Source organism: Pseudolabrys sp. Root1462 (assembly GCF_001426945.1).
Taxonomy (GTDB): domain Bacteria; phylum Pseudomonadota; class Alphaproteobacteria; order Rhizobiales; family Xanthobacteraceae; genus Pseudolabrys.
In genome coordinates this window covers 1,257,846-1,277,212 of sequence record NZ_LMFS01000001.1, presented here as the reverse complement: position 1 = coordinate 1,277,212, position 19,367 = coordinate 1,257,846, and the positions used below count along the sequence as shown (strand labels likewise).

Annotated in this window: 20 protein-coding genes; 4 read left to right on the top strand and 16 right to left on the bottom strand. The window is 64.5% G+C overall.

Going from position 1 to position 19,367, the window contains the following annotated elements; all coding sequences use genetic code 11:
* The first annotated feature begins 27 nt into the window (after positions 1 to 27).
* A complete protein-coding gene (locus ASD45_RS06135) occupies positions 28 to 951 on the top strand; it encodes a 2-hydroxyacid dehydrogenase (RefSeq protein ID WP_056912618.1) in 924 nt (307 codons plus the stop codon).
* A gap of 31 nt (positions 952 to 982) precedes the next feature.
* A complete protein-coding gene (locus ASD45_RS06130; protein ID WP_056910678.1) occupies positions 983 to 1,294 on the top strand; it encodes an NIPSNAP family protein in 312 nt (103 codons plus the stop codon).
* A 7-nt stretch (positions 1,295 to 1,301) separates the two neighbouring features.
* Here the strand turns inward: ASD45_RS06130 and ASD45_RS06125 are convergent, their stop codons facing one another.
* Positions 1,302 to 2,054, bottom strand: coding sequence for a GntR family transcriptional regulator (locus tag ASD45_RS06125; RefSeq protein WP_056910677.1), 753 nt, complete (start codon positions 2,052 to 2,054; stop codon positions 1,302 to 1,304).
* 189 nt (positions 2,055 to 2,243) lie between these two features.
* On the opposite strand from ASD45_RS06125, the gene ASD45_RS06120 reads away from it, so the two are divergent.
* On the top strand, positions 2,244 to 3,470 hold the full coding sequence (locus ASD45_RS06120; protein WP_056910676.1) for a CaiB/BaiF CoA-transferase family protein: 1,227 nt from the start codon (positions 2,244 to 2,246) through the stop codon (positions 3,468 to 3,470).
* Here ASD45_RS06120 and ASD45_RS06115 read toward each other — a convergent pair.
* From ASD45_RS06115 to ASD45_RS06050, 14 genes are all read right to left on the bottom strand, one after another.
* Positions 3,467 to 4,096 (bottom strand): fumarate hydratase C-terminal domain-containing protein, encoded by a 630-nt coding sequence (locus ASD45_RS06115; protein ID WP_056910675.1) that lies wholly within the window; start codon positions 4,094 to 4,096, stop codon positions 3,467 to 3,469. The genes ASD45_RS06120 and ASD45_RS06115 overlap by 4 nt on opposite strands.
* Before the next feature lie 4 nt (positions 4,097 to 4,100).
* On the bottom strand, positions 4,101 to 4,970 hold the full coding sequence (locus tag ASD45_RS06110) for a fumarate hydratase (protein WP_056910674.1): 870 nt from the start codon (positions 4,968 to 4,970) through the stop codon (positions 4,101 to 4,103).
* Positions 4,957 to 5,589, bottom strand: coding sequence for a flavin reductase family protein (locus ASD45_RS06105; RefSeq protein WP_056910673.1), 633 nt, complete (start codon positions 5,587 to 5,589; stop codon positions 4,957 to 4,959). Before ASD45_RS06105 ends, ASD45_RS06110 begins: the two co-directional genes overlap by 14 nt.
* 4 nt (positions 5,590 to 5,593) lie before the next feature.
* On the bottom strand, positions 5,594 to 6,697 hold the full coding sequence (locus ASD45_RS06100) for an ABC transporter ATP-binding protein (RefSeq protein ID WP_056910672.1): 1,104 nt from the start codon (positions 6,695 to 6,697) through the stop codon (positions 5,594 to 5,596).
* A gap of 26 nt (positions 6,698 to 6,723) precedes the next feature.
* A complete protein-coding gene (locus ASD45_RS06095; protein WP_082540683.1) occupies positions 6,724 to 8,463 on the bottom strand; it encodes an iron ABC transporter permease in 1,740 nt (579 codons plus the stop codon).
* Between the two features lie 93 nt (positions 8,464 to 8,556).
* Positions 8,557 to 9,612, bottom strand: a complete 1,056-nt coding sequence (locus ASD45_RS06090) for an extracellular solute-binding protein (RefSeq protein WP_056910671.1) — start codon at positions 9,610 to 9,612, stop codon at positions 8,557 to 8,559.
* A gap of 172 nt (positions 9,613 to 9,784) precedes the next feature.
* Complete coding sequence (locus ASD45_RS06085; protein WP_056910670.1) at positions 9,785 to 10,714, bottom strand: MBL fold metallo-hydrolase; 930 nt, start codon at positions 10,712 to 10,714, stop codon at positions 9,785 to 9,787.
* Positions 10,711 to 11,640 (bottom strand): 3-keto-5-aminohexanoate cleavage protein, encoded by a 930-nt coding sequence (locus ASD45_RS06080; RefSeq protein WP_056910669.1) that lies wholly within the window; start codon positions 11,638 to 11,640, stop codon positions 10,711 to 10,713. The genes ASD45_RS06085 and ASD45_RS06080 overlap by 4 nt, the downstream gene beginning before the upstream one ends.
* 26 nt (positions 11,641 to 11,666) lie before the next feature.
* The gene (locus ASD45_RS06075) at positions 11,667 to 12,287 is read right to left on the bottom strand and encodes a carboxymuconolactone decarboxylase family protein (RefSeq protein ID WP_200949639.1); all 621 of its coding nucleotides are present in this window, start codon (positions 12,285 to 12,287) and stop codon (positions 11,667 to 11,669) included.
* 50 nt (positions 12,288 to 12,337) lie between these two features.
* Positions 12,338 to 13,540, bottom strand: a complete 1,203-nt coding sequence (locus ASD45_RS06070; protein ID WP_056910667.1) for a CaiB/BaiF CoA-transferase family protein — start codon at positions 13,538 to 13,540, stop codon at positions 12,338 to 12,340.
* A complete protein-coding gene (locus ASD45_RS06065; protein WP_200949637.1) occupies positions 13,540 to 14,211 on the bottom strand; it encodes a glutathione S-transferase family protein in 672 nt (223 codons plus the stop codon). Before ASD45_RS06065 ends, ASD45_RS06070 begins: the two co-directional genes overlap by 1 nt.
* A 67-nt stretch (positions 14,212 to 14,278) precedes the next feature.
* Positions 14,279 to 15,196, bottom strand: coding sequence for an NAD(P)-dependent oxidoreductase (locus tag ASD45_RS06060; protein WP_082540682.1), 918 nt, complete (start codon positions 15,194 to 15,196; stop codon positions 14,279 to 14,281).
* Between the two features lie 14 nt (positions 15,197 to 15,210).
* Positions 15,211 to 16,374: an acyl-CoA dehydrogenase family protein gene (locus ASD45_RS06055; RefSeq protein ID WP_056910665.1), complete on the bottom strand. Its 1,164-nt coding sequence runs from the start codon at positions 16,372 to 16,374 to the stop codon at positions 15,211 to 15,213.
* Positions 16,374 to 17,420, bottom strand: a complete 1,047-nt coding sequence (locus ASD45_RS06050) for an acyl-CoA dehydrogenase family protein (protein WP_056910664.1) — start codon at positions 17,418 to 17,420, stop codon at positions 16,374 to 16,376. The genes ASD45_RS06055 and ASD45_RS06050 overlap by 1 nt, the downstream gene beginning before the upstream one ends.
* A 201-nt stretch (positions 17,421 to 17,621) precedes the next feature.
* On the opposite strand from ASD45_RS06050, the gene ASD45_RS06045 reads away from it, so the two are divergent.
* Complete coding sequence (locus tag ASD45_RS06045; RefSeq protein ID WP_056910663.1) at positions 17,622 to 18,383, top strand: enoyl-CoA hydratase-related protein; 762 nt, start codon at positions 17,622 to 17,624, stop codon at positions 18,381 to 18,383.
* 17 nt (positions 18,384 to 18,400) lie between these two features.
* Here the strand turns inward: ASD45_RS06045 and ASD45_RS06040 are convergent, their stop codons facing one another.
* A complete protein-coding gene (locus ASD45_RS06040) occupies positions 18,401 to 19,252 on the bottom strand; it encodes an alpha/beta hydrolase (protein ID WP_056910662.1) in 852 nt (283 codons plus the stop codon).
* Positions 19,253 to 19,367 lie beyond the last annotated feature (115 nt).

The following is a 19,367-nucleotide window of genomic DNA, read 5'->3' as shown; positions in this document are numbered from 1 at the left end:
CATCACACCGTGCCCGCCGACATTCTCATGACCGCACCGCTCGAACCGGTGCTGATGGACGAGCTCGATCGCGACTTCACCACGCACCGGCTGTGGCAGGCCAAGGACCGCGACGCCTTCCTCGCCGAGGTCGCGCCGCGGATCCGCGGCGTCGTCTCGCGCAGCGCGGTCGGCGCCGATGCCGCGCTGATGCAGGCCTTGCCCAAGCTTGAGATCATTTCAATTTTCGGCGTCGGCACCGACAAGGTCGATCTGGCGGCGGCCAGGCAGCGCGGCATCCGCGTCACCAACACGCCCGACGTGCTGACCGAAGACACCGCCGATTATGCGATCGGCCTGCTGCTCGCTTTGGCGCGCAAGATCGTCGCCGGCGATCGCTATATCCGCGACGGCCACTGGAAGACCAAAGGCATCATGCCGAACTCGACGCGGGTGTTCGGCAAGAAGCTCGGCATTGTCGGCCTCGGCCGCATCGGCCAGGTGGCGGCGCAGCGCGCCACCGCGTTCAACATGGAGATTTCCTACAGCGGACCGCGGGAAAAGCCGAACCTGCCCTATCGCTATTTCGCCGATCCGGTGGCGATGGCGAGCCACGTCGATTTCGTCATTCTGACCTGCCCCGGCGGCCCCGAAACCGCGGGCCTCGTCAATGCCGCGTTCCTCAAGGCGCTCGGACCCGGCGGCATGCTCGTCAACATCGCGCGCGCCTCCGTCGTCGATGAAGACGCGCTGGTCGCGGCGCTGACCGGCGGCACCATCAAGGCGGCGGCGCTCGACGTCTTCCCCAACGAGCCGAACGTCTCCGACGCGCTGCTCGCCCTGCCCAACGTCGTGGTCGAGCCGCATATCGCCAGCACCACCGAGGAAACGCGCCGGGCGATCGGCGCTCTCGTCTTCGCCAACGTCAAGGCGCACTTTTCGGGCGCGCCGCTGCCTTCGCCTGTGACCTGATGTTGTCGTCCAGCCCAAAAGGACCAAAACGATGATCGTCGAACAGCGCACCTACACCCTGAACCACGGGACGACGGCGAAGTATCTCGAGCGCTACGAGACCTACGCGCTGCCGGTGCAGAAGCGGCATCTCGGCCGCTTGCTCGGCTTCTACGTCACAGAGATCGGGACGTTGAACCAGGTCGTCCACCTGTGGGCCTATGACAGCCTCGCCGACCGCGAAACACGCCGCGACAATCTCGCCGCCGACCCGGCCTGGCAGGAATTCCTCAAGATGAACGCCGGATCGTTCACGCACCAGACCGTCGCGATCCTGAAGCCGACGCGGTTCTCGCCGACCTGACGCCGCGCTAGCGCAGCTTCATCTCGATCCGCACCATGTCGCCGCGGTAGATGCCGTTCGCCACCAGGATCAGATAGCCGTCCTGGTTGACCGCGACGCGCTGCACCTTGGCGACGGCCTCGCCGAGCGGAATGTTGAGCCGCGACGACGTTTCGAGATCGGCGGCGCCGATGGTCAGTTCCTGGCGCGCATCGACGATCTTCTGGTCGGCGATATCGGCCACCAGACGCATCGCTGTCGCCGTGGTGAAGGCGCTCTCCGGGATCAGCGGACAGATGCGCTCATCGACAAAGACATCGGCCAGCAGGAAGGCGACGCCATTGCGCGAATGCCGCCGGCGCAGATGCCGGTAAGCCGGCGCGGCAATGCCTGCATCGCCATGATACGGCGGCAGTTGCACATTGCGCTCGTCCGACAGGATCTCGATCACCGCGTTTTCACGCGCGAGCAGCAGGCCGGTCCAGTCGGTGTGCACCTTGCACCACAGGTCGCGCTGCGGCTGCTTCTTGACGAACGTGCCTTTGGCGCGAAAGCGCTCGATGAGGCCATCGGCCTCGAGCAGATCGAGCGCCTGACGGATCGTCATGCTGGCGACGCCGCATTGATCGGCGAGTTCCTTGACGGTCGGGATCTTGCTGTCGACCGGCCATTCGCCGGTTTCAATGCGGCGACGAAACAGGCTCGACAGTTGCAGATAGCGAGCGACCGAACTCTTGCGCAGCGCTTCAGCGGTGCGATTGTCGAGGATCTTGTGGTCCATGAGGTGACGCCGCCCGTCGTTTCGACCCGTCATTTGGGGTCCGCTATCGTCCGCGAAAAATAGTGAATTCCCGCCGGAAAAACTAGCTTTTAATCAATTGACAGGCTCGGCCTACTGCTTATTACTCATAAAACTAGCTTAATATGATAATTGAGCCCGGCGTACTTCGCCGGGCCGGGAGGAGCTGTCGTGCCGGGCAACCTGTCGCATATCAAGGTGCTCGATCTCAGCCGCGTTTTCGCCGGGCCATGGGCCGCCCAGATGCTCGCCGATCTCGGCGCGGAAGTCATCAAAGTTGAACACGTTAAGGGCGGCGACGACGTGCGCCGCATGGGCGTGCCGCACCTCGGACCGGATGGCCAGCCGACCGGCGAAACCTCGTCCTTCATGGCGATGAACCGCGGCAAGAAGTCGATCGCCATCGACATGGGCACACCCGAAGGCCAGGAACTGATCCTCCGTCTGATCGACAGCGCCGACGTGCTGATCGAAAACTTCAAGGTCGGCAACCTCGCCCGGTTTGGCCTAGATTATCAATCCGTCGCCGCGCGCAATCCACGCCTCATCTATTGCTCGATCACCGGGTTCGGCCAGACCGGGCCTTTGAGTCCCCTGCCGGGTTATGACCCGATCTTTCAGGCCATGAGCGGCCTGCTCAGCATGACCGGAATTCCGGACGGCAAACCCGGCGCCGGCCCGGCGCTCGTCGGTTATTCGATCTCCGACATCACCGCGGGGCTCTACGCGGTGGTCGCCATTCTCGCCGCGCTCAATCACCGCGACACGCAATCCGGCGAGGGCCAGTTCATCGACATCGCCCTGCTCGACACCCAGATCCATGCCGCCTCGCACATGGCGATGAACTACCTGTCGTCCGGCAAGCTGCCGCGGCGCAACGGCACCGCCTCGCAGATCACCTGCCCGTGGCAGAGCTTCGATTGCGCCGACCGCCCGATCATGATCGCCGTCGGCAACGACACCCAGTTCCGCCGTTTCACCGAATTGCTTGGCCGTCCCGAACTCGCCGACGATCCCCGCTTCGTCACCAACCTCGAACGCGTGCGCAATGCCGATACGCTGGTGCCGATTCTGGCGGAATGCTTGAAACGCGACACCGCCGACAACTGGTACGCCGCGCTGGAAAAGGTCGGCGTGCCGAGCGGCCCGCTCAACACCTTCGAGGACGTGTTCGAACACCCGCAGGTGCAACATCGTGGGCTGCTGCAAACCGTCGAGCACTCCAAGGTCGGCACCGTACGGGTCGTCGCCAACCCGATCCGCTTCTCGGCGACTGAGACGGGTGCGAAGCTGCCGCCGCCGGTGTTCGCCGAGCACACCGATGAGGTGCTGACCGACATGCTCGGCCTGTCGGCCGACGAGATCGGCGCGCTGCGCCGGAAGGGCGCGGTCCGCTAGCTGCGCTCGCGATCGGCGCGCAGCTCCGCGAGGATCGAGGCGCGCTTTTCCTGCATCGCCTTGATCGTGTCGTCATAGACGCTGTTGCCATGGGCATCGATGGCCACCGTCAGCGGCCCCAGCCGCTCGACCTCGATACGCACCAGACGGTAATGCGAGATCATGTCGCGCCAGCCGATGCCGGTGACTCGCTTCACGGCGTCGGTCAGGATCGGCGCGCCGCCGCCGAGGAATGACAGATAGACGCAGCCCGCCTCTTTCATCGCCTGTGCCGAACGCGCATCGAGTCCGCCTTTGCCGCCGGTTGCGCGCAGCCCGAGCGCCGGGATCAGTTTCGGCATCAGATCGTTGAAGCGCGTACTGGTGGTCGGGTTCATGTACAGGATCTGAAGATCGCCGTTGGCGTCCTCGATATTGTAGCTGCCAAGATGGAACAGCGCGCCGTTCCTGAGATCGAACGGCAATGCCTCGCCGCGCTCCAGGCATTCGAGCATGCGGACATGGGTCGGAATGCCGGCCGTGCTGTGGATCTCGCCGCTCACATAGACGATGTCGCCGACCCGAAGCGCCCGGACGTCCGCCTCCGACAGCGGCAGCCTGAGATCGTGCTCGACGGTCCCGGTCATCGCCCTACTCCATGCGCTCGATGCGGCCGTCGCCGTAGAGCCTGGCGCGGGTGCGGCGGTTGATCCAGCAATTGAAGCACACCGCGACCGGCGTGAAGCCATGCCCCGATGCGTAATCGATGTGAACGCCGAGCACCGTGGTATCGCCACCGGTGCCCATCGGACCGACGCCGAGCTTGTTCACCGCGCGGGTCAGCCGCTCTTCCATCGCCGCCAGGGTCGGCTCCGGATTGGTAGTGCCGAGCGGCCGCAAGGTCTGCTTCTTCGCCAGCGATGCGCAGTGATCGAAGGTGCCGCCAATGCCGACGCCCATGATCACCGGCGGGCAATGCTGGGCGCCGGCCTTGATGGCGACGTCGAGAATGTAAGTCTCGATCTCTTCCAGCGACGGAAAGGTGAACAGTTCGAGCGCCGCCCAGCGGCCCGAGCCGAGCGCCTTCGGCGAGCAGGTCATCTCGACATAATCGAGCCCGCTCTCGAAATCGTAGCTGACGATCGGCATGTCCTTGCCGTGATAACCGCGCTCCAGCGTCAACGGATTGGTGACGTGCTTGAGGATCGGCGGGTCGATGGTCTCGACCAGATGCTCGTAGCCCTGGCGGATGGCGGTCTTGAAGTCGCACTGCAGCGGCGCGGCGCTGCCGATCTTGACGAAATAGACCGGCACGCCGCTGTCGGAACAGACGAACTTGTCGCGCTGCTCGGCCAGCTCGGCGCTGCGCAGTTGCAGCTTCAATGTCTGCTTTGCCGCTTCCTTGGTCTCTTTCTCCATCGCCCGCGCCAGCGCGGCCTTAGTGTCGTCCGGCACCTTGCGCAGCGCCCACGAGTATAGGTCTTCGGCGGTCTGGCGGACCATGGCGTCAGTGATCGGCATCGGGCCTCCCGGCGAACTGGAAATCGGGACGCAGCATCTCGAAGACCTCGTCAGTCACCGAGTAATCCATGTAGCCGAGCCGGGCCACCGGCTTCAGGCGCGTGGTGTCGACCAGGCCGTCGGTGAGTATGGCATCGTCGATATGGATGCCCACCACCTCGCCGATCACAATGGTCGTCGCCGAAGCCAGGCCGCTTTTCGGCTTGAGCGGGATGGTCTGATAGAGAATGCACTCGATCGCCGCCGGCGCTGCGGCAACGCGCGGCGCCCGCACATTGCGGCACGGCGCCTTGACGAGCCCGACCCTCTCGAACTCGTCGACCTCGGCGGGATAGACCGCGGAGGTCTGGTTCATCTGTTCGCGCAAATGCGAGCCGACAACATTGACGACGAATTCGCCGGTCGCCTCGATATTGGTCAGCGAGTGCTTGCGCGGCGTCGACGAGAACATGACGAACGGCGGACTGCCGGACACGGCGTTGAAGAACGAGTATGGGGCGAGATTGGCGATGCCGTCAGCCGACAGCGTCGAAATCCAGCCGATCGGGCGCGGCGAGATCAGCGCGTTCCAGGGATTATGCGGCAGTCCGTGCGGCTCGCTGCGGGGATCGTAAAACATCGGCCTAACTGCGCGGCACAGCGAGCGTGTCTTCCGGACGGAACGACATGACCACCTCGGCGCCGGTGTCGAACGGCATCGCCGGTTCGCCTTCGACGCGGAACGTGCTGCTGCCGCTGCCGGCCTTGATTTCGTAATGCACGACGTTGCCGAGGAAGCTCGCCGACGTCACCACGCCGGGCAGAACGTTCATGCCGTCGCCATTGGCCGGCGCTGCCTTCTTTGCCAGCGCGATGTCTTCCGGCCGAATGGAAATCGCCACGTCGGGGCCGACCTCGCCTTCCGTCCGGCAGCGCAAGGTGCCGCCGCCGTCCAACGCGACCGTGCCCGCCGAGCCGTCGATCCGCCCGCGCAGGATATTGGTGTGACCGATGAAGCTGGCAACGAACTCATTGGCCGGCCGGAAATAGATGTCGCGCGGCGAGCCGACCTGCATCATGCGACCCTTGGCGATGACGGCGATGGTGTCGGACATCGCCAGCGCCTCGGATTGGTCATGCGTCACATAGACCGCGGTAACGCCGAGCTCGCGCTGCAGACGCTTGAGCTCGGTCCGCATGTCTTCGCGCAAGGCGGCGTCGAGATTGGACAGCGGCTCGTCGAGCAGCAGCAGCTTGGGCCGGTGCACGATGGCGCGGGCCAGCGCGACACGCTGCTGCTGACCGCCCGAGAGCTGGGTCGCCGAGCGCTTGGCGTAGCCGCCGAGGCCGACGCTTTCCAGCGCCTCGTCCACCGCCTTGGCGATCTCCGCGGTGCTGTAGCGCTGCGTCTTCGACACGCGCATCGGGAACGACACGTTCTCGAACACCGACATATGCGGCCAGATCGCATAAGACTGAAACACCATGCCGATATTGCGCCGGTGCAGCGGCACCGAAATGCCGCGATCGCTGTCGAACAACGGCCGGCCATCGACGGTAATACGGCCCGTGTCCGGCGTTTCGAGGCCGGCGATGCAGCGCAACGTCGTGGTCTTGCCGCAGCCGGAGGGTCCGAGCAGCGTGAAGAACGTGCCCGGCGCCAGGTCGATATTGGCGTCGCGAATGCCGCCGGCATATTCGCTCGGCAGCGCCGCATAGACCTTGGTCAGGTGTTCCAGCTTCAGCATCGTCTCATCCCTATCCACGCGCGCGGTCAGCGAAGGCCGCCGCGGCCGCTCTTCTCGGCGACGAAGTAGAAGATCGACGCCACCAGCGCCATGATCGTGGCCCAGATCAGGCCGAACGCCGCCAGTTCACCGCCCTGCCCGTTCACCCACAGATCGTACATGCCGACCGCGACCACCTGTGAACTCGGGCCCGCCAGCAGCACGGCGACGGCGAGCTCCTTGGTCGCGATCAGGAAGATGAACAGCCAGCCTGAAATGATCGCCGGCGACAGCAGCGGCGCGATGATCCGGCGCAGCGCCTGCAACGGCGTCGCGCCACTGGCGCCGGCGGCTTCCTCGAGTTCTTTATGGATCTGCAACACGCCGGTGTAGGTGTAGCGCAACCCGTACGGCAGATAACGCACGACATAGGCGATGATCAGCGCCCAGATCGTGCCGTAGATCGGCAGCGGCACGTTGAGCAGGATCATGAGGAAGGCGACGCCCATGACGACGCCGGGGAATACCAGCGGCACAGTGGCGAGTTGATCGAGGATCTGGCCGCCCGGCCGCCGCCGCGCGCTCAGCCAGCCGACAAAGAACGACAGGATCATGCCGAGCGTTGCCGCGACCGCGCCGACCGTCAGCGTGTTCATCGCCAGCGTGCGGTAATAGTCCGACGTCAGAACGACCGCATAATTGTGCAGGCTGAAATTGCCGATGGCGGCAAAGCTCACAGCACGCATGTAGGGCAGCAGCGACAACCACAGCAGCGCCAGCAGCGGCAACAGCAGCACGATGCAGAAATTGAACAGGACCAGGAAGTCGCCGATCCAGCGATAGCCGCCGAGGTCGAACTGCCGCGGCCGGTAGCCCTTGCCGGTGACCGTCGAATAGCGCCCGGCGTTGCGCGACAGCCGGCCGTAGAAATGCAGAAGAACGGCCACGACCGCGAGCAGCACCACCGAATAGGCGCTGGCATAGCCAAGGTCGGGCGGGATGGTCTCCTTGATCGATTGATAGACTTCGGTGGTCAGCACATTGACCTTGCCGGGCATGCCGACCAGCACCGGCACCTCGAAGGCCTCGATGGCGCGGATGAAGACGAACAGCGCCAGCGCCAGAATCGAGGGCTTTGCCATCTTGATCGAGATCGTCCAGATGGTGCGGAAGACCGTGGCGCCGCTCATCCGCGCGGCTTCTTCCATCTCCGCGTTGGCGGCGCGGAAGGTCGAGGACATCAGCAGGAAGACCAGCGGCGACCAGAGGAAACCCTCGATCAGGATCATGCCGCCGAGCGAATAAGGGTCGAACAGCGGCCGGAAACCGCCGGTGATCTGCCGATAGAGATCGTTGAACGGTCCGGAGCGGCCGAGCAGGAACAGCCAGGCGCTCACGTAGAGAATGTAGGGCGTCCCCATCGAAATGATGGTGGTGACGTAAGCCAGCCCCTTGAACCGGGTATTGGTGCGCTCCACCAGCCAGGCCAGCGAGCCGCCGAACAGCAAGCCGATGATCGTCGAGCACACCGCGAAGATCAGCGAATTGGACAGCGTATGCAGCAACTCCGGATTGCGGATGAAGCGGGCGAAATGCTCGAGCGTGAAGCCGCCGACCGTCGCGTCGGCACTGGTGATCGCGACCGAGCGCACGACGAGGATGATCGCCGGCGGCAGCACCAGCACCGCGATAATGACGCCGATGATCAGGGCGAGCAGCGACGTCTGGCTGATACCCTTACGCTCAACCGTCGCGCTTGGCGTGAGTACGCTCAGTCTGGCCTCCATCGTGCGCTGTCGCCAGCGGTAGGATGTCACATCGGAAATAGGATCCACGGCGGGCCCGGCGCCCGCCGCGGATGAGCGTCACGAACTCAGCGATCAGCCGAATTTTTCGTTCAGCAGCTTGATCCAGGTCTTGAGATTGGCGTCGACGATCTTCGGCGACATCATCGTGTACTTGAACGGCTTCGGTCCGGTCGGCAGCAAGGTCGGGATCGTCGCCGGGACCTTGGGATGCGCCGGCAGATAGCTGGTGCTGGCGAGCACCTTCTGCCCCTCCTCCGACAACATGTATTCGATCAGCAGCTTGCCGGCGTTCGGATTGGGACCGTCCTTGATCAGGCCGACCAGGCTCGCGGCGCTGACCAGCGGCTCCATATGCAGCCACTCGATCGGCGCGCCCTTGGCCTTGGAGATATCGACGTGATGGTTGAACACCATCAGGCCGAGCGGGAAGTCGCCGACGATGACGCGGTCGAGCACGGTGCGCTGCGACGACGACATGTTGGTGACCTTCTGCGCCGCCAGCTTGTCGATGTATTCCATGCCGCCCTTGTCGCCTTTGAGGAGCAGCATGTTGCCGAGGAAGCCCGGCGCCGCGACCGGCTCCGGCACGGTCGACCACACCATCTGGCCCTTCCATTTCGGATTGAGCAGGTCGTCATAGGACTTCGGCACCTGATCCGGCTTGACCAGATTGGTGTTGTAGGCAGCGGTGAGGAAATAGAGGTTGAGCGCGGTCCAGTATCCGTCCGGATCCTTGAGTTCGTCCGGATAGGCGCTCGATTCAGCCGCTTTGTACGTCTGCACGGCGCCTGCCGGCATGATCGACGAGAATGTCGCCGTGCCGTCAAACACGTCGCCCATCATGCGGCCGGCCTGATGTTCGTTGATGATCTTCAGCGCGGTATCGCCGCTGCCGGCGCGCGTGAACTCGACCTTGATCTTCGGATATTTCTTCATGAACGCGTCGGCGATCGGACGCACCGCCTGGTTCACGATCATCGTCGTATACCAGACGACCTTGCCTTCCTTTTCGGCGGCGGCGACGAGATCGGCGCTGACCGCGGCGCGGGCCCGGCTCAATCCGAACGGCCCGACGGCCGCTGTCGCAGCAGCAGCGGCAAGACCCCATGTGACTTGTCGGCGATCCATTAGTTGTTTCCTCCCTGTTTCCTCGTGCTCGGTGTCAGCGGCAGCGTGATCGGAGCTTCAAGGCTCTCTTGGTCTTATAAGCTATATCTATAGCTCATACTGTGTTGCAGGCAACTGCGTCCGGCGGTCTTCGACCGTCCGTCGGCAGATATTTTCCAGGCGGCAAATGCTGTCAGGGCGCATGGCCAGACCACGGGTCCTGCGCCGACAGCCCGGACGACGGCTCGCCGCCCGCCGGCGCGAAGGCGTAACCATCGCCATCGCGGCGAATGAAGCCGCAATTCGGCGGACCAAAGTGACAAGGCAAGACCAGCGTGCCGCTGTCGGCAACCCGCTCGAGAAATGCAGCGCGCGTCGGTGCGGCGATCTCCGGCTGGATATCGACGATGGTATTCCACGCCGGGCGATAGATTTGGATCGGATGATGCAGCACATCGCCGGCGAAAACTGCCGTTCTGCCGCCCGACTGCAGCCAGTAGTTTAATTGTCCCGGCGTATGACCGAATGCGGCGACGGCATCGAGACATCCGGCGACCCGGTCACCCGGCGATACGAACTGCGCCAGGCCGGCTTCCACGATCGGCTCGACGCTGTCGAAGAACGAACCGCCGTCCTTGGCTCTGCCGCTGAGATTGAACTCGCGAAACCAGGAGTAGTCGTCCTTGGGAACGTGATAGGTCGCCTTGGGAAAGGTCGGCACCCACCGCTCGCCATCAAGTTGCGTATTCCAGCCTACATGATCGCTGTGCAGATGCGTCATGACGACATCGGTCACCTGGTCCGGGCTGGCACCGGCGGCCGCCAGCCAGGCCGGCGCGACGGTGTTGAGCTTGTTGGCTCGCGGCGTGGCGCGCGACTTCTGATTGCCGACTCCGGTGTCGATCAGAATCACGCGCCCGGCGCAATGCAGGATCCAGATCTGGAAACCGATCACCAGGCGATCGACCGCCTCGAACCAGTGCACGCCTTCGAACTGCGACCGCAGCGCGCGCAGCACATTGTGATCCATGGCCGGAAACAGCAGGTTCGGGACGTGGACCGGACCGAAATATTCGGTCAGGCCGACGACCCTCGCCTCGCCGATCTGCCAGGAACGGATCACGGCAGCGCCACCCTCTCGCCGAGGCCGAGGATCTTGCGTGCCGCCGCCGGCGTCGCGATCTTGCAATTGAGATCGTCGAGAATGCGCGAGACCTTCTCGACCTGCGCGGCGTTCGACTTGAACAATACGCCGGGCTTGTCGAACAGGTTGTCTTCCTGACCGATGCGGACATGCGTGCCCATCAGCGCTCCGGTCGCGGCAGCGCGCATGTTGCGCGTCCCGGTGCCGTGGGTGAACAGGACGCAGTCACGGCCGAACAGCCGCTCCGACGTCTGCCGCAGATGAACCAGGTGATCGACCTCGGACGGAATGCCGCCAAGGATGCCGGTCAGAAATTGGACGATGATCGGCCCCTTCACCTTCTTCGACTGCAAATGATAGTCGAGGATGTAGAGATGGCCGACGTCGTAGCACTCGAATTCCATGGCGATATCGGCGTCGATCAGCATGTCGATCATGCGGCCGATCTTGCCGAAGGTGTTGGAGGTCACGACCTCGTAGGCGTCGGGGCCGCTCAGCAGCTCGCGTTCCCACTGGTATTTGAACTCGACGGCCTTCTGGTCCTCGGCCTTGCGGAACCGGCCGTAATTCATCGAGCCGACGATCACCGTGGCGATCTCGGGACGCAGCGCCAGCACCGCCGAGACGCGCTCGTCCGCGGTGGCGCCGCGCGATGCCGACATGTTGATGATCCCCTCGCAGTTGGCGCGGATCGCCGGTACGAACTCCTTCCACACCGCAAGATCGTTGGTCGGGCGGCCATCGTTCGGGTCGCGGGCGTGCAGATGCACCACCGATGCTCCGGCGCGGACGGCGTCGATCGAATCCTTGGCGATCTGCTCGGGTGTGATCGGCAGATAAGGCGACATCGAGGGCGTGAGGCTCGATCCGGTTACCGCGCAAGTGATGATCGTTTCAGCGCTCACGATGGAATCTCCCTTCAGTTTTCTTGTTAGCGGCCGGCGACGTTCGCCGACGCCGGAATGGGCGTCAGCGTCGGATCGCTCGTGCCGTCCGGATAAAGTTCGGGCTTGTGCCCTTCCGGCAGCGGAATGCGGTGCGCGTTCAAGGTCAGCGACACCATCACGTAGTAGCCGGTAAGAGCCGTCAGCTCGACGACGCCGACGGGGCCCCAGCGCTTGACGATCGCGTCATAGCAGGCGTCCGACACCGTGCCGTCGTTCTGCAGCGCGCGGACGTAATCGTAGACCTCGCGATAGGCTTCATCGTCGAACACCGGCGATTGGCTGTCGCGGATTGCTTCGATGATGGGCTCGGCCAGCCCGGCCTCGCGCGCCGCCTTGGCGTGGATGACCCACTCGAGTTCGGAGTTCCAGCGCCGCGCCGTGACCAGCACCGCCAGTTCGTTGAGCGCCGGTGGGAACACCGTCTTGAAGCGCAGGATTTCGCCGAGCTGCTGCCAGCGATCGGCCAGAGCCGGATTATGCAGCGCGGCGCGCAGCGGACCGATTAGCGCGCCGCGACGCCCGTTCAGCACCGCGTCGAGGACCTTCCGCTGCTCCGGCGTCATCGTGTCGGGTTCGGGTAGGGGAATGCGCGCCGTTGTGGCCAAGGAAGGCTCTCCAGTTCTTTGTTTAGTCCGTCAAAGCTCGACGTTGCGTCTCACGCGCCGTCTGGCTTCACCTTGCCGATCCCGAGTTCGGCCAGCACTTCCTGCGTATGCGCGCCGAGCAACGGCGGCGCCGCGTCGAAGCTCAGCGGAGAATTCTGAAACCGCAGCGGGCTCACCACCTGCGGCACCGTGCCGGCCAGCGGATGCGGCAGATGACGCAGCATCTGGCGGTGCACGGTCTGCGGTTCGGTGAAGACGCGATCGATGGTGTTGATGGGCCCGCACGGCACGTTGGCAGCGCGGAACGCGCCGAGCCAGGCATCGACTGTGTCCTGCATCAGCCGCTCGCCGACGATCGTCATCAGTTCCGGGAGGTTGCGGACCCGCGACTCGTTGAGACGAAAGCGCTCGTCGGTCGCCAGTTCCGGCCGGCCGATGGTGGCGGCAAAACGCACGAACTGTTCGTCGTTCCCGACCGCGAGAACGATGTGGCCATCCTTCACGGCGAACACATCCTGCGGCTGAATGTTGGGGTGCTTGTTGCCGCGGCGTACCGGCACCACGTCCGACACCAGATAGTTCATCGCCTGGTTGGCGAGCATCGCGGTGGAGACATCGAGCATGGCGAGATCGATGAAGTCACCGACGCCGGTCTCGTTGCGCCGTGCCAGCGCCGCCAGCACGCCGACGGTGGCGTACATTCCGGTGACGATATCGATGATCGGCACGCCGACCTTCTGCGGCCCGCCGCCGGGCACGCCGTCGGCTTCGCCGGTCACGCTCATCAGGCCGCCCATCGCCTGGATCATGAAATCGTAGGCGACGTCCTTGGCTTTCGGTCCGTCGCTGCCGAAGCCGGTGATCGAGCAATAGATCAGCCGCGGATTGATCTTCTTGAGGTCGTCATAGCCGAGGCCGTAGCGCGCGAGGTCGCCCGACTTGAAGTTCTCGAGCAGGATGTCCGACTCCGCCGCGATGGCGCGGGCGATCTCCTGCCCTTCGGCGCTGGCGAGATCGAGCTCGACCGAGCGCTTGCCGCGATTGACCGACAGGTAATAACCCGACTCCTTGGTCGCGGCGCCGTTCTTATCCTTGAGATATGGCGGGCCCCAGCGACGCGTGTCGTCGCCGACGCCGGCGCGCTCGATTTTGATCACATCGGCGCCCAGGTCGGCCAGCACCTGTCCGCACCACGGCCCGGCCATGATACGGCTGAGATCGAGCACGCGAATATGGGACAGCGGCCCCGTCATCACGCCGCCTCGAAGCGCAGCGGCATCACGATGTCGCCCATCGCCAGCTTGTCGTCGTCCTGCACCACCGTGGCGGCGATCGACGGACGCGATTGCAGCGCGTCGTACCAAGCGGCAAGCCGCGGATGCTTCGCCTCCCAGCCGCAGCCGGCGAAGCGGAAATTGAGTTGGCCGAGCGCGCAGGCAATCGCCACATGGCCGAGACCGAAACCGCGCGCGGCAAGCTGCGGCATTTCCTTCTCGAGACAAGCGAGCGAAGCGCGAACCTTGACGTCGTAACCGTCGGAAATGATCTGACTGGCCTTGTCGCCGCGCGCCATCTCGATGCGCCAGAACAGCAGCACGTCGATCAGGCCATCGCCGAGCGCCTGCCAGCGCAGGCATTCGAAGCGACCGTCGAGATCCGGCGGCATGAGCTGCGTCTGCGGCGTAATGGCGTCGAGATATTCGCAGATCACCGCGGAATCGAAGAGCGTGCGACCGTCGTCGAGCACCAGAGTCGGAATCTTGGCGAGCGGATTGTCGATGAGAACGTCGGGATTCGGCACGGCGGCCACCGCCACCGGCGAGCGGACGCACTTCACCTGATCGGTGAGACCAGTCTCGTGCAGAACGATCATGACTTTCCGCACGAAAGGCGAGCGCGGCGACCAGTGCAGTTTCAAGCTCATCCTCCCGTGTATTTCGCTGAACAGTACCGGTGACGCGTATCTAATGTCAATAAATCATGTTTATGATTTAATGCAGTTGTGCGCCGAGGATGCGGCAGACCTCGTCAACCAACTCACGGAGATTGTCGTCGGTCAGCACCGAGGCGTGCGGCTGCAGGACGACGTTTGACAATGCGAGGAAGCGCGGATTTGGCACCGGCTCCTGAGCGAACACATCGAGCCCTGCCCCAGCGATCGTCCTGGCTTCGAGCGCCTCGAGCAACGCCTCCTCATCCACGACAGAGCCGCGCGACACGTTGATGAGAAAGCCTTGCGGCCCAAGCGCACGCAGCACGTCGCGATTGACGATGTGCTTCGTCGAGTCATCGCCCGGACAGGTCATCACCAGGAAGTCAACATCGGCGGCGAGCTTTGCAATGTCGCCGACATAGGCATAAGGCACGCCGGCTTTCGCGCGCGGACCGTGATAGCTCACCTTGAGACCGACGCCGGCCAGACGATCGGCGACGCGACGGCCGATGCGGCCGAGACCGACGATGCCGGCGCGCTGGCCGGCAACGCGTGTGGTCCGGCTGCGCCGCCCGTTCTTCCACTGTCCGCTCCGCACGTAAGCGTCGCCGGCAACGATGTCGCGCGCCACGGCATAAACCAGCGCCACCGCCATGTCGGCGGTGTCTTCGGTCATGACATGCGGCGTCGGATGAAGCGCGATGCCGCGCGCCTCGAGCGCCGGGGCATCGAATTTTTCCAGGCCGGCGCCGCAGCTCGCCAGCGTCCGGAGCGACGGCAGCAGATCGAGCATCGCCGCTGGCGCACCCTGCATCGCCATGGTCACCGCGCCGTTGATGGCTTTGCGATCATCGGGGGAAAGTTGCGGCAGCATATCCGGCGCCACCAGATCCAGCCGATCGGCCAGTGCTGCGCGAAGATCGGGCGCCAGCGCGCAAAGCATGGCGACACGCGGCTTGTGGGGACGAACCGTCATTCCAAGGGTATTCCTTAATTCGGCAGGCCGAGCACGGCCTTGGCCAACACGTTGCGCATGATCTCGCTCGAACCGCCGAAGATGGTGGTCGGCCGCGCCATCAGATAGGCGCCCGCGGCATGCAGCCGCGCATCGCCGTCGAGCGGCTCGCGCAGGCCAGCGGTCTCGCCGGCGACTTGAAGCATCTCCTCGGAGATGCGCTGGAACAGCTCGCTCTGGAAGATCTTCAGGATCGACACGTCGGCGCCGATTGTTTCGCCCCGGCGCAGCTTCTCGACATAGCTCTCGAACAACGCGGCGAGATCGTCGAGGTCGAGCTTGAGCCGCACGAAGCGATCCTCGAACGCCGGATCGCCGGCCACGCCCGTCCGCTCCGCCAGCGCGCGCAACTGCGCCAGCGCATTGGCCGACAGCCGCGGCGCGCCGATGAAAACCCGTTCGTGGCCGAGCAACGCCTTGGCGATGGTCCAGCCGCCATTCACCTCGCCGACCAGATTGCCCTTCGGGATACGGACATTGTCGAAAAAGATTTCGCTGAACTCGTCGAACAGTTCGAGGTTCTCGATCGGCCGCACGGTGACGCCCGGGGCATCCATGGGCACCAGCAGAAAACTGATGCCCGCCTGCTTCTTAACGGTCTTGTCGGTTCGCGCCAGAATGAAGATCCAGTTGGCGTCGTTACCGAGCGTCGCCCACGTCTTCTGGCCGTTGATCACCCATTCGTCGCCGTCGAGCACGGCTTCGGTGCGCACCGCCGCCAGATCGGAGCCGGCGTTGGGTTCGCTGTAGCCTTGCGCCCAGATATGCTCGCCCGACAGGATCTTCGGCAGGAAGTGTGCCTTCTGCTGTTCGCTGCCGTGATGGATCAGCAGCGGACCGAGCATGACGATGCCGATGTCGTTGACGCGGGCGCATCCGTGCCGGCCGAACTCCTCGATCATGATCAGTTGCTTGGCCGCCGACAGCCCCATGCCGCCATGCTCGCGCGGCCAGTTCGGGCACAGCCAGCCGCGCCTCGACAGCGCCAGATACCACGGCTTGACCTCGCGCCAGTGCAGCCGGCGCTGCGAATGCCGCGGCATGTCCTTCGGATAATTCTCTTCGGCAAAGCGCCGCACCAGCATGCGGAATTCGTCGTCCGGCATGTCGCGCAGGTCTTCGCTCGGGGCGAACGTCATCACGCCGCCTCCTTCAGCAACGCGGCGAAGCGCCTGCGGTGCACGGCCGACGAGCCGAACCGGTTGCACAAGGTCATCGCCTTGCGCACGAACAGGCCAGCGTCGTACTCGTCGGTGAAGCCGATGGCGCCGTGCATCTGGATCGTCTCGCGCGCCACCAGCAGCGCGGTGTCGTTGGCGCGGCATTTGGCGCGCGAGACCGCGGCGCTGCGCGCCGCCCTCGCGGCGCCGGCATCGAGCGTCGCGGCGGCCGATGCGATGGAGGCGCGCGCCAGCTCGAGCTGAATCTTCACGTCGGTGGCGCGGTGCTGCAGCGCCTGGAAGCTGCCGATCGGCTGACCGAATTGCCGGCGGGTCTTGAGATAGTCGATGGTCATGGCGAACACGCGCCCGGACAGGCCGAACAGATACGAGGCGGTGGCGAGCGTCGCCTCGTCGAGCGCGTCATCGACGGCATCGGCGGCATGAACCGCGAGCGGCGCGGCGCCGGTCATGTCGAGCGTGCCGAGGCTGCAGCCATCCTGCGTCCACTCGGAGTCCAGACGAACGCCGGATGCATCCTTCGCCACGATGGCGACGCCGCCCGCGGTGGCGACCGCGAAGCTGTCGGCGCCCGTCGCATCGGGGATGAAGCGCTTGGTCCCGGTGATGCGTCCGCCATCAATGCGCAATTTGCGCCAGCCCAGGCTGTTGGCATCGTCCTGCCACGCCGCAACGCAAATTCCGGCCTCGGCCAGGTCCGCGCCGGTCATCCGATGCGCCAGCGCCGCGCCGATCAGCGGCTCCGGCACCAGCCCGGCGCCCAGCTCTTCGGTCAGCGCGCAATATTCCGCCATGCCCAGACCAAGCCCGGCCGCCTGCTCCGGAAGACGCAATGTCAGCCAGCCCATCTCCGCCATGGTTGCGAAAATCGCGGGATCGAAACCGGACTGCTGAAAGCGCTGGGCGCGAATGCGGCTAAGATCGCCATCTGCGGCAACGACGGCGCGCGTGCTATCGCGGATCATGCGGACATTTTCGGCCGCATCGTCTTCCTGAGGGGGCATGTTTCCTCTAATATTGTAAAGCATAGCTTATTAGCTTTTATAGGCCTGTCAATCAACCGCAGCCCGCGAACAGACCATAGTTACCAGTGTAAATGAAAGAGCATAGACCTAGTTTTTAGCTGCGCCGCCGGCCCGCCTTCTGTATAGAACAAGGCAACAGCCGCCGCCTTCCGCGCGGTCACAAGCCAAGGAACGCCGAGGATGACACTGAGAATCGAGAAAGCCGACCGGATTGCCCGCGTCACCCTCGATCGCCCGCCCGTCAACGCGCTGACGATGCAGCTCTATGGCGAAATCGGCGACGTGTTCGAAAGCTCGAAAGAGTGGCACGACATCAACTGCATCGTGTTCGGTTCGGCGGGTACGCGCGCTTTCTGTGCCGGCCTCGATCTCAATGAATTCCTCGCCGCAACGGTGGAGGAAGATCCGAAGCGCGCCGCCATCATCCGCCGCTGCTTCAGCGCCATCCGCCATTCCGCGGTGCCGGTGATCGCCGCGGTCAACGGTCCCGCCCTCGGCGCCGGCTGCGTCATCGCTTCGCTGTGCGACATGCGCATCGCCAGCGACACCGCAACGTTCGGGCTGCCGGAAATCAATGTCGGCCGCTGCGGTGGCGGCGCCCATATCGGCCGTCTCGTGCCGCAGGGCATGCTGCGCCGGATGTTCTTCACCGGTCAGCCGATCACCGCGGCGGAAGCTTACCGCGTCGGCCTCGTCGATGAAGTCGTGCCGGCCGCCGAGCTCGGTGCCGCGGTGGATCGCCTCGCCAAGGTCATCGCGCAGAAGGCGCCGCTCGGGCTGCGCCTCGGCAAGCAGGCGCTCAACGAAGTCGAGTACATGCCGGTGGAAGACGGTTATGCGCGCGAGCAGCAATACAGCACGCGCCTGATGGCGACCGAAGACGCGCGCGAAGCGACCCGCGCCGTCGTCGAGAAGCGCAAGCCGGTGTTCGTCGGCCGCTGAAGGCGGTCGCGGCGGCGTTACTTGCCGAGCCGATCCGCCCAGTCGGCAATCGCGTTCGCCGTTTCGGCCGGTTTTTCCGCCGGCAACGCGTGGCTGGCATTGTCGATCACGGCGACCGTGACGCGGTCGCCGAATTCGGCCTTGAGCTCCTGCCGCGACTCCGCGGGGCGGAACGGATCGGCGCCGCCCTGCAGGTCGAGGATCGGCGCTTTGCCCGCCGCCCACCAATCGGCACGCTTGGTTGCCTTGCCGGCTTCGCGTTGGCTTTTGGTGACATCGCCGTGCCAGCCTTCGAGCCACGCCGTCGGATCGTTGCCCTTCGCGAAGAATGCGAGGCGCAGGCCGGCAAGGCGCTGGTCTGGCGTCGAGGCCGGGTCGTTGATCATGGTGATGGCGTCGCTCAGCTCCTTTGGCCACTTGCTGGCGCCGGCCGCCACCAGAACGACACCACGCGTCAGTTCCGGATGATCGGTGGCCAGCGTGCGCGCGATCCAGCCGCCATAGGCATGGCCGGCGACGATAGCGTTGCCACCTTCATTGCGAATGACAGCAGCGAAATCCTTGGCAAAGTCGTGGAAGGTCACGCCTGTCATCGGCCCCTTGCTGGCGCCGATGCCGCGCGGCTCGGGCCGCAGCACGCGATAGCCGCGCTCGGCGAGCCGTTTCGCCAGGTCGCCAAACTCTTCGGTGCCGCGCCCGGTCGAGGCGATGAACAGGATCAACGGGCCTTTGCCCTGGGCGTAATAGCTGATTGTCGCGTCGCCATTGGTTGCCGACTTCAGGGCGACCTCATCCGCCTGCGCCGCTGTCGCCGCGCTGACAGCGACAAGCGCACAGGCAACAACGAACGCTCTTGGCCACACGATCATGAGATCCTCCCCGGTCCCGCTCCAATGAGGAGCGGAAACATATTGGCTTCATAAACTAGGTCATTGATTTTTGCGTGCTGGCGATGTTGTGTCAAACGGCAATGAAAATTGGCGC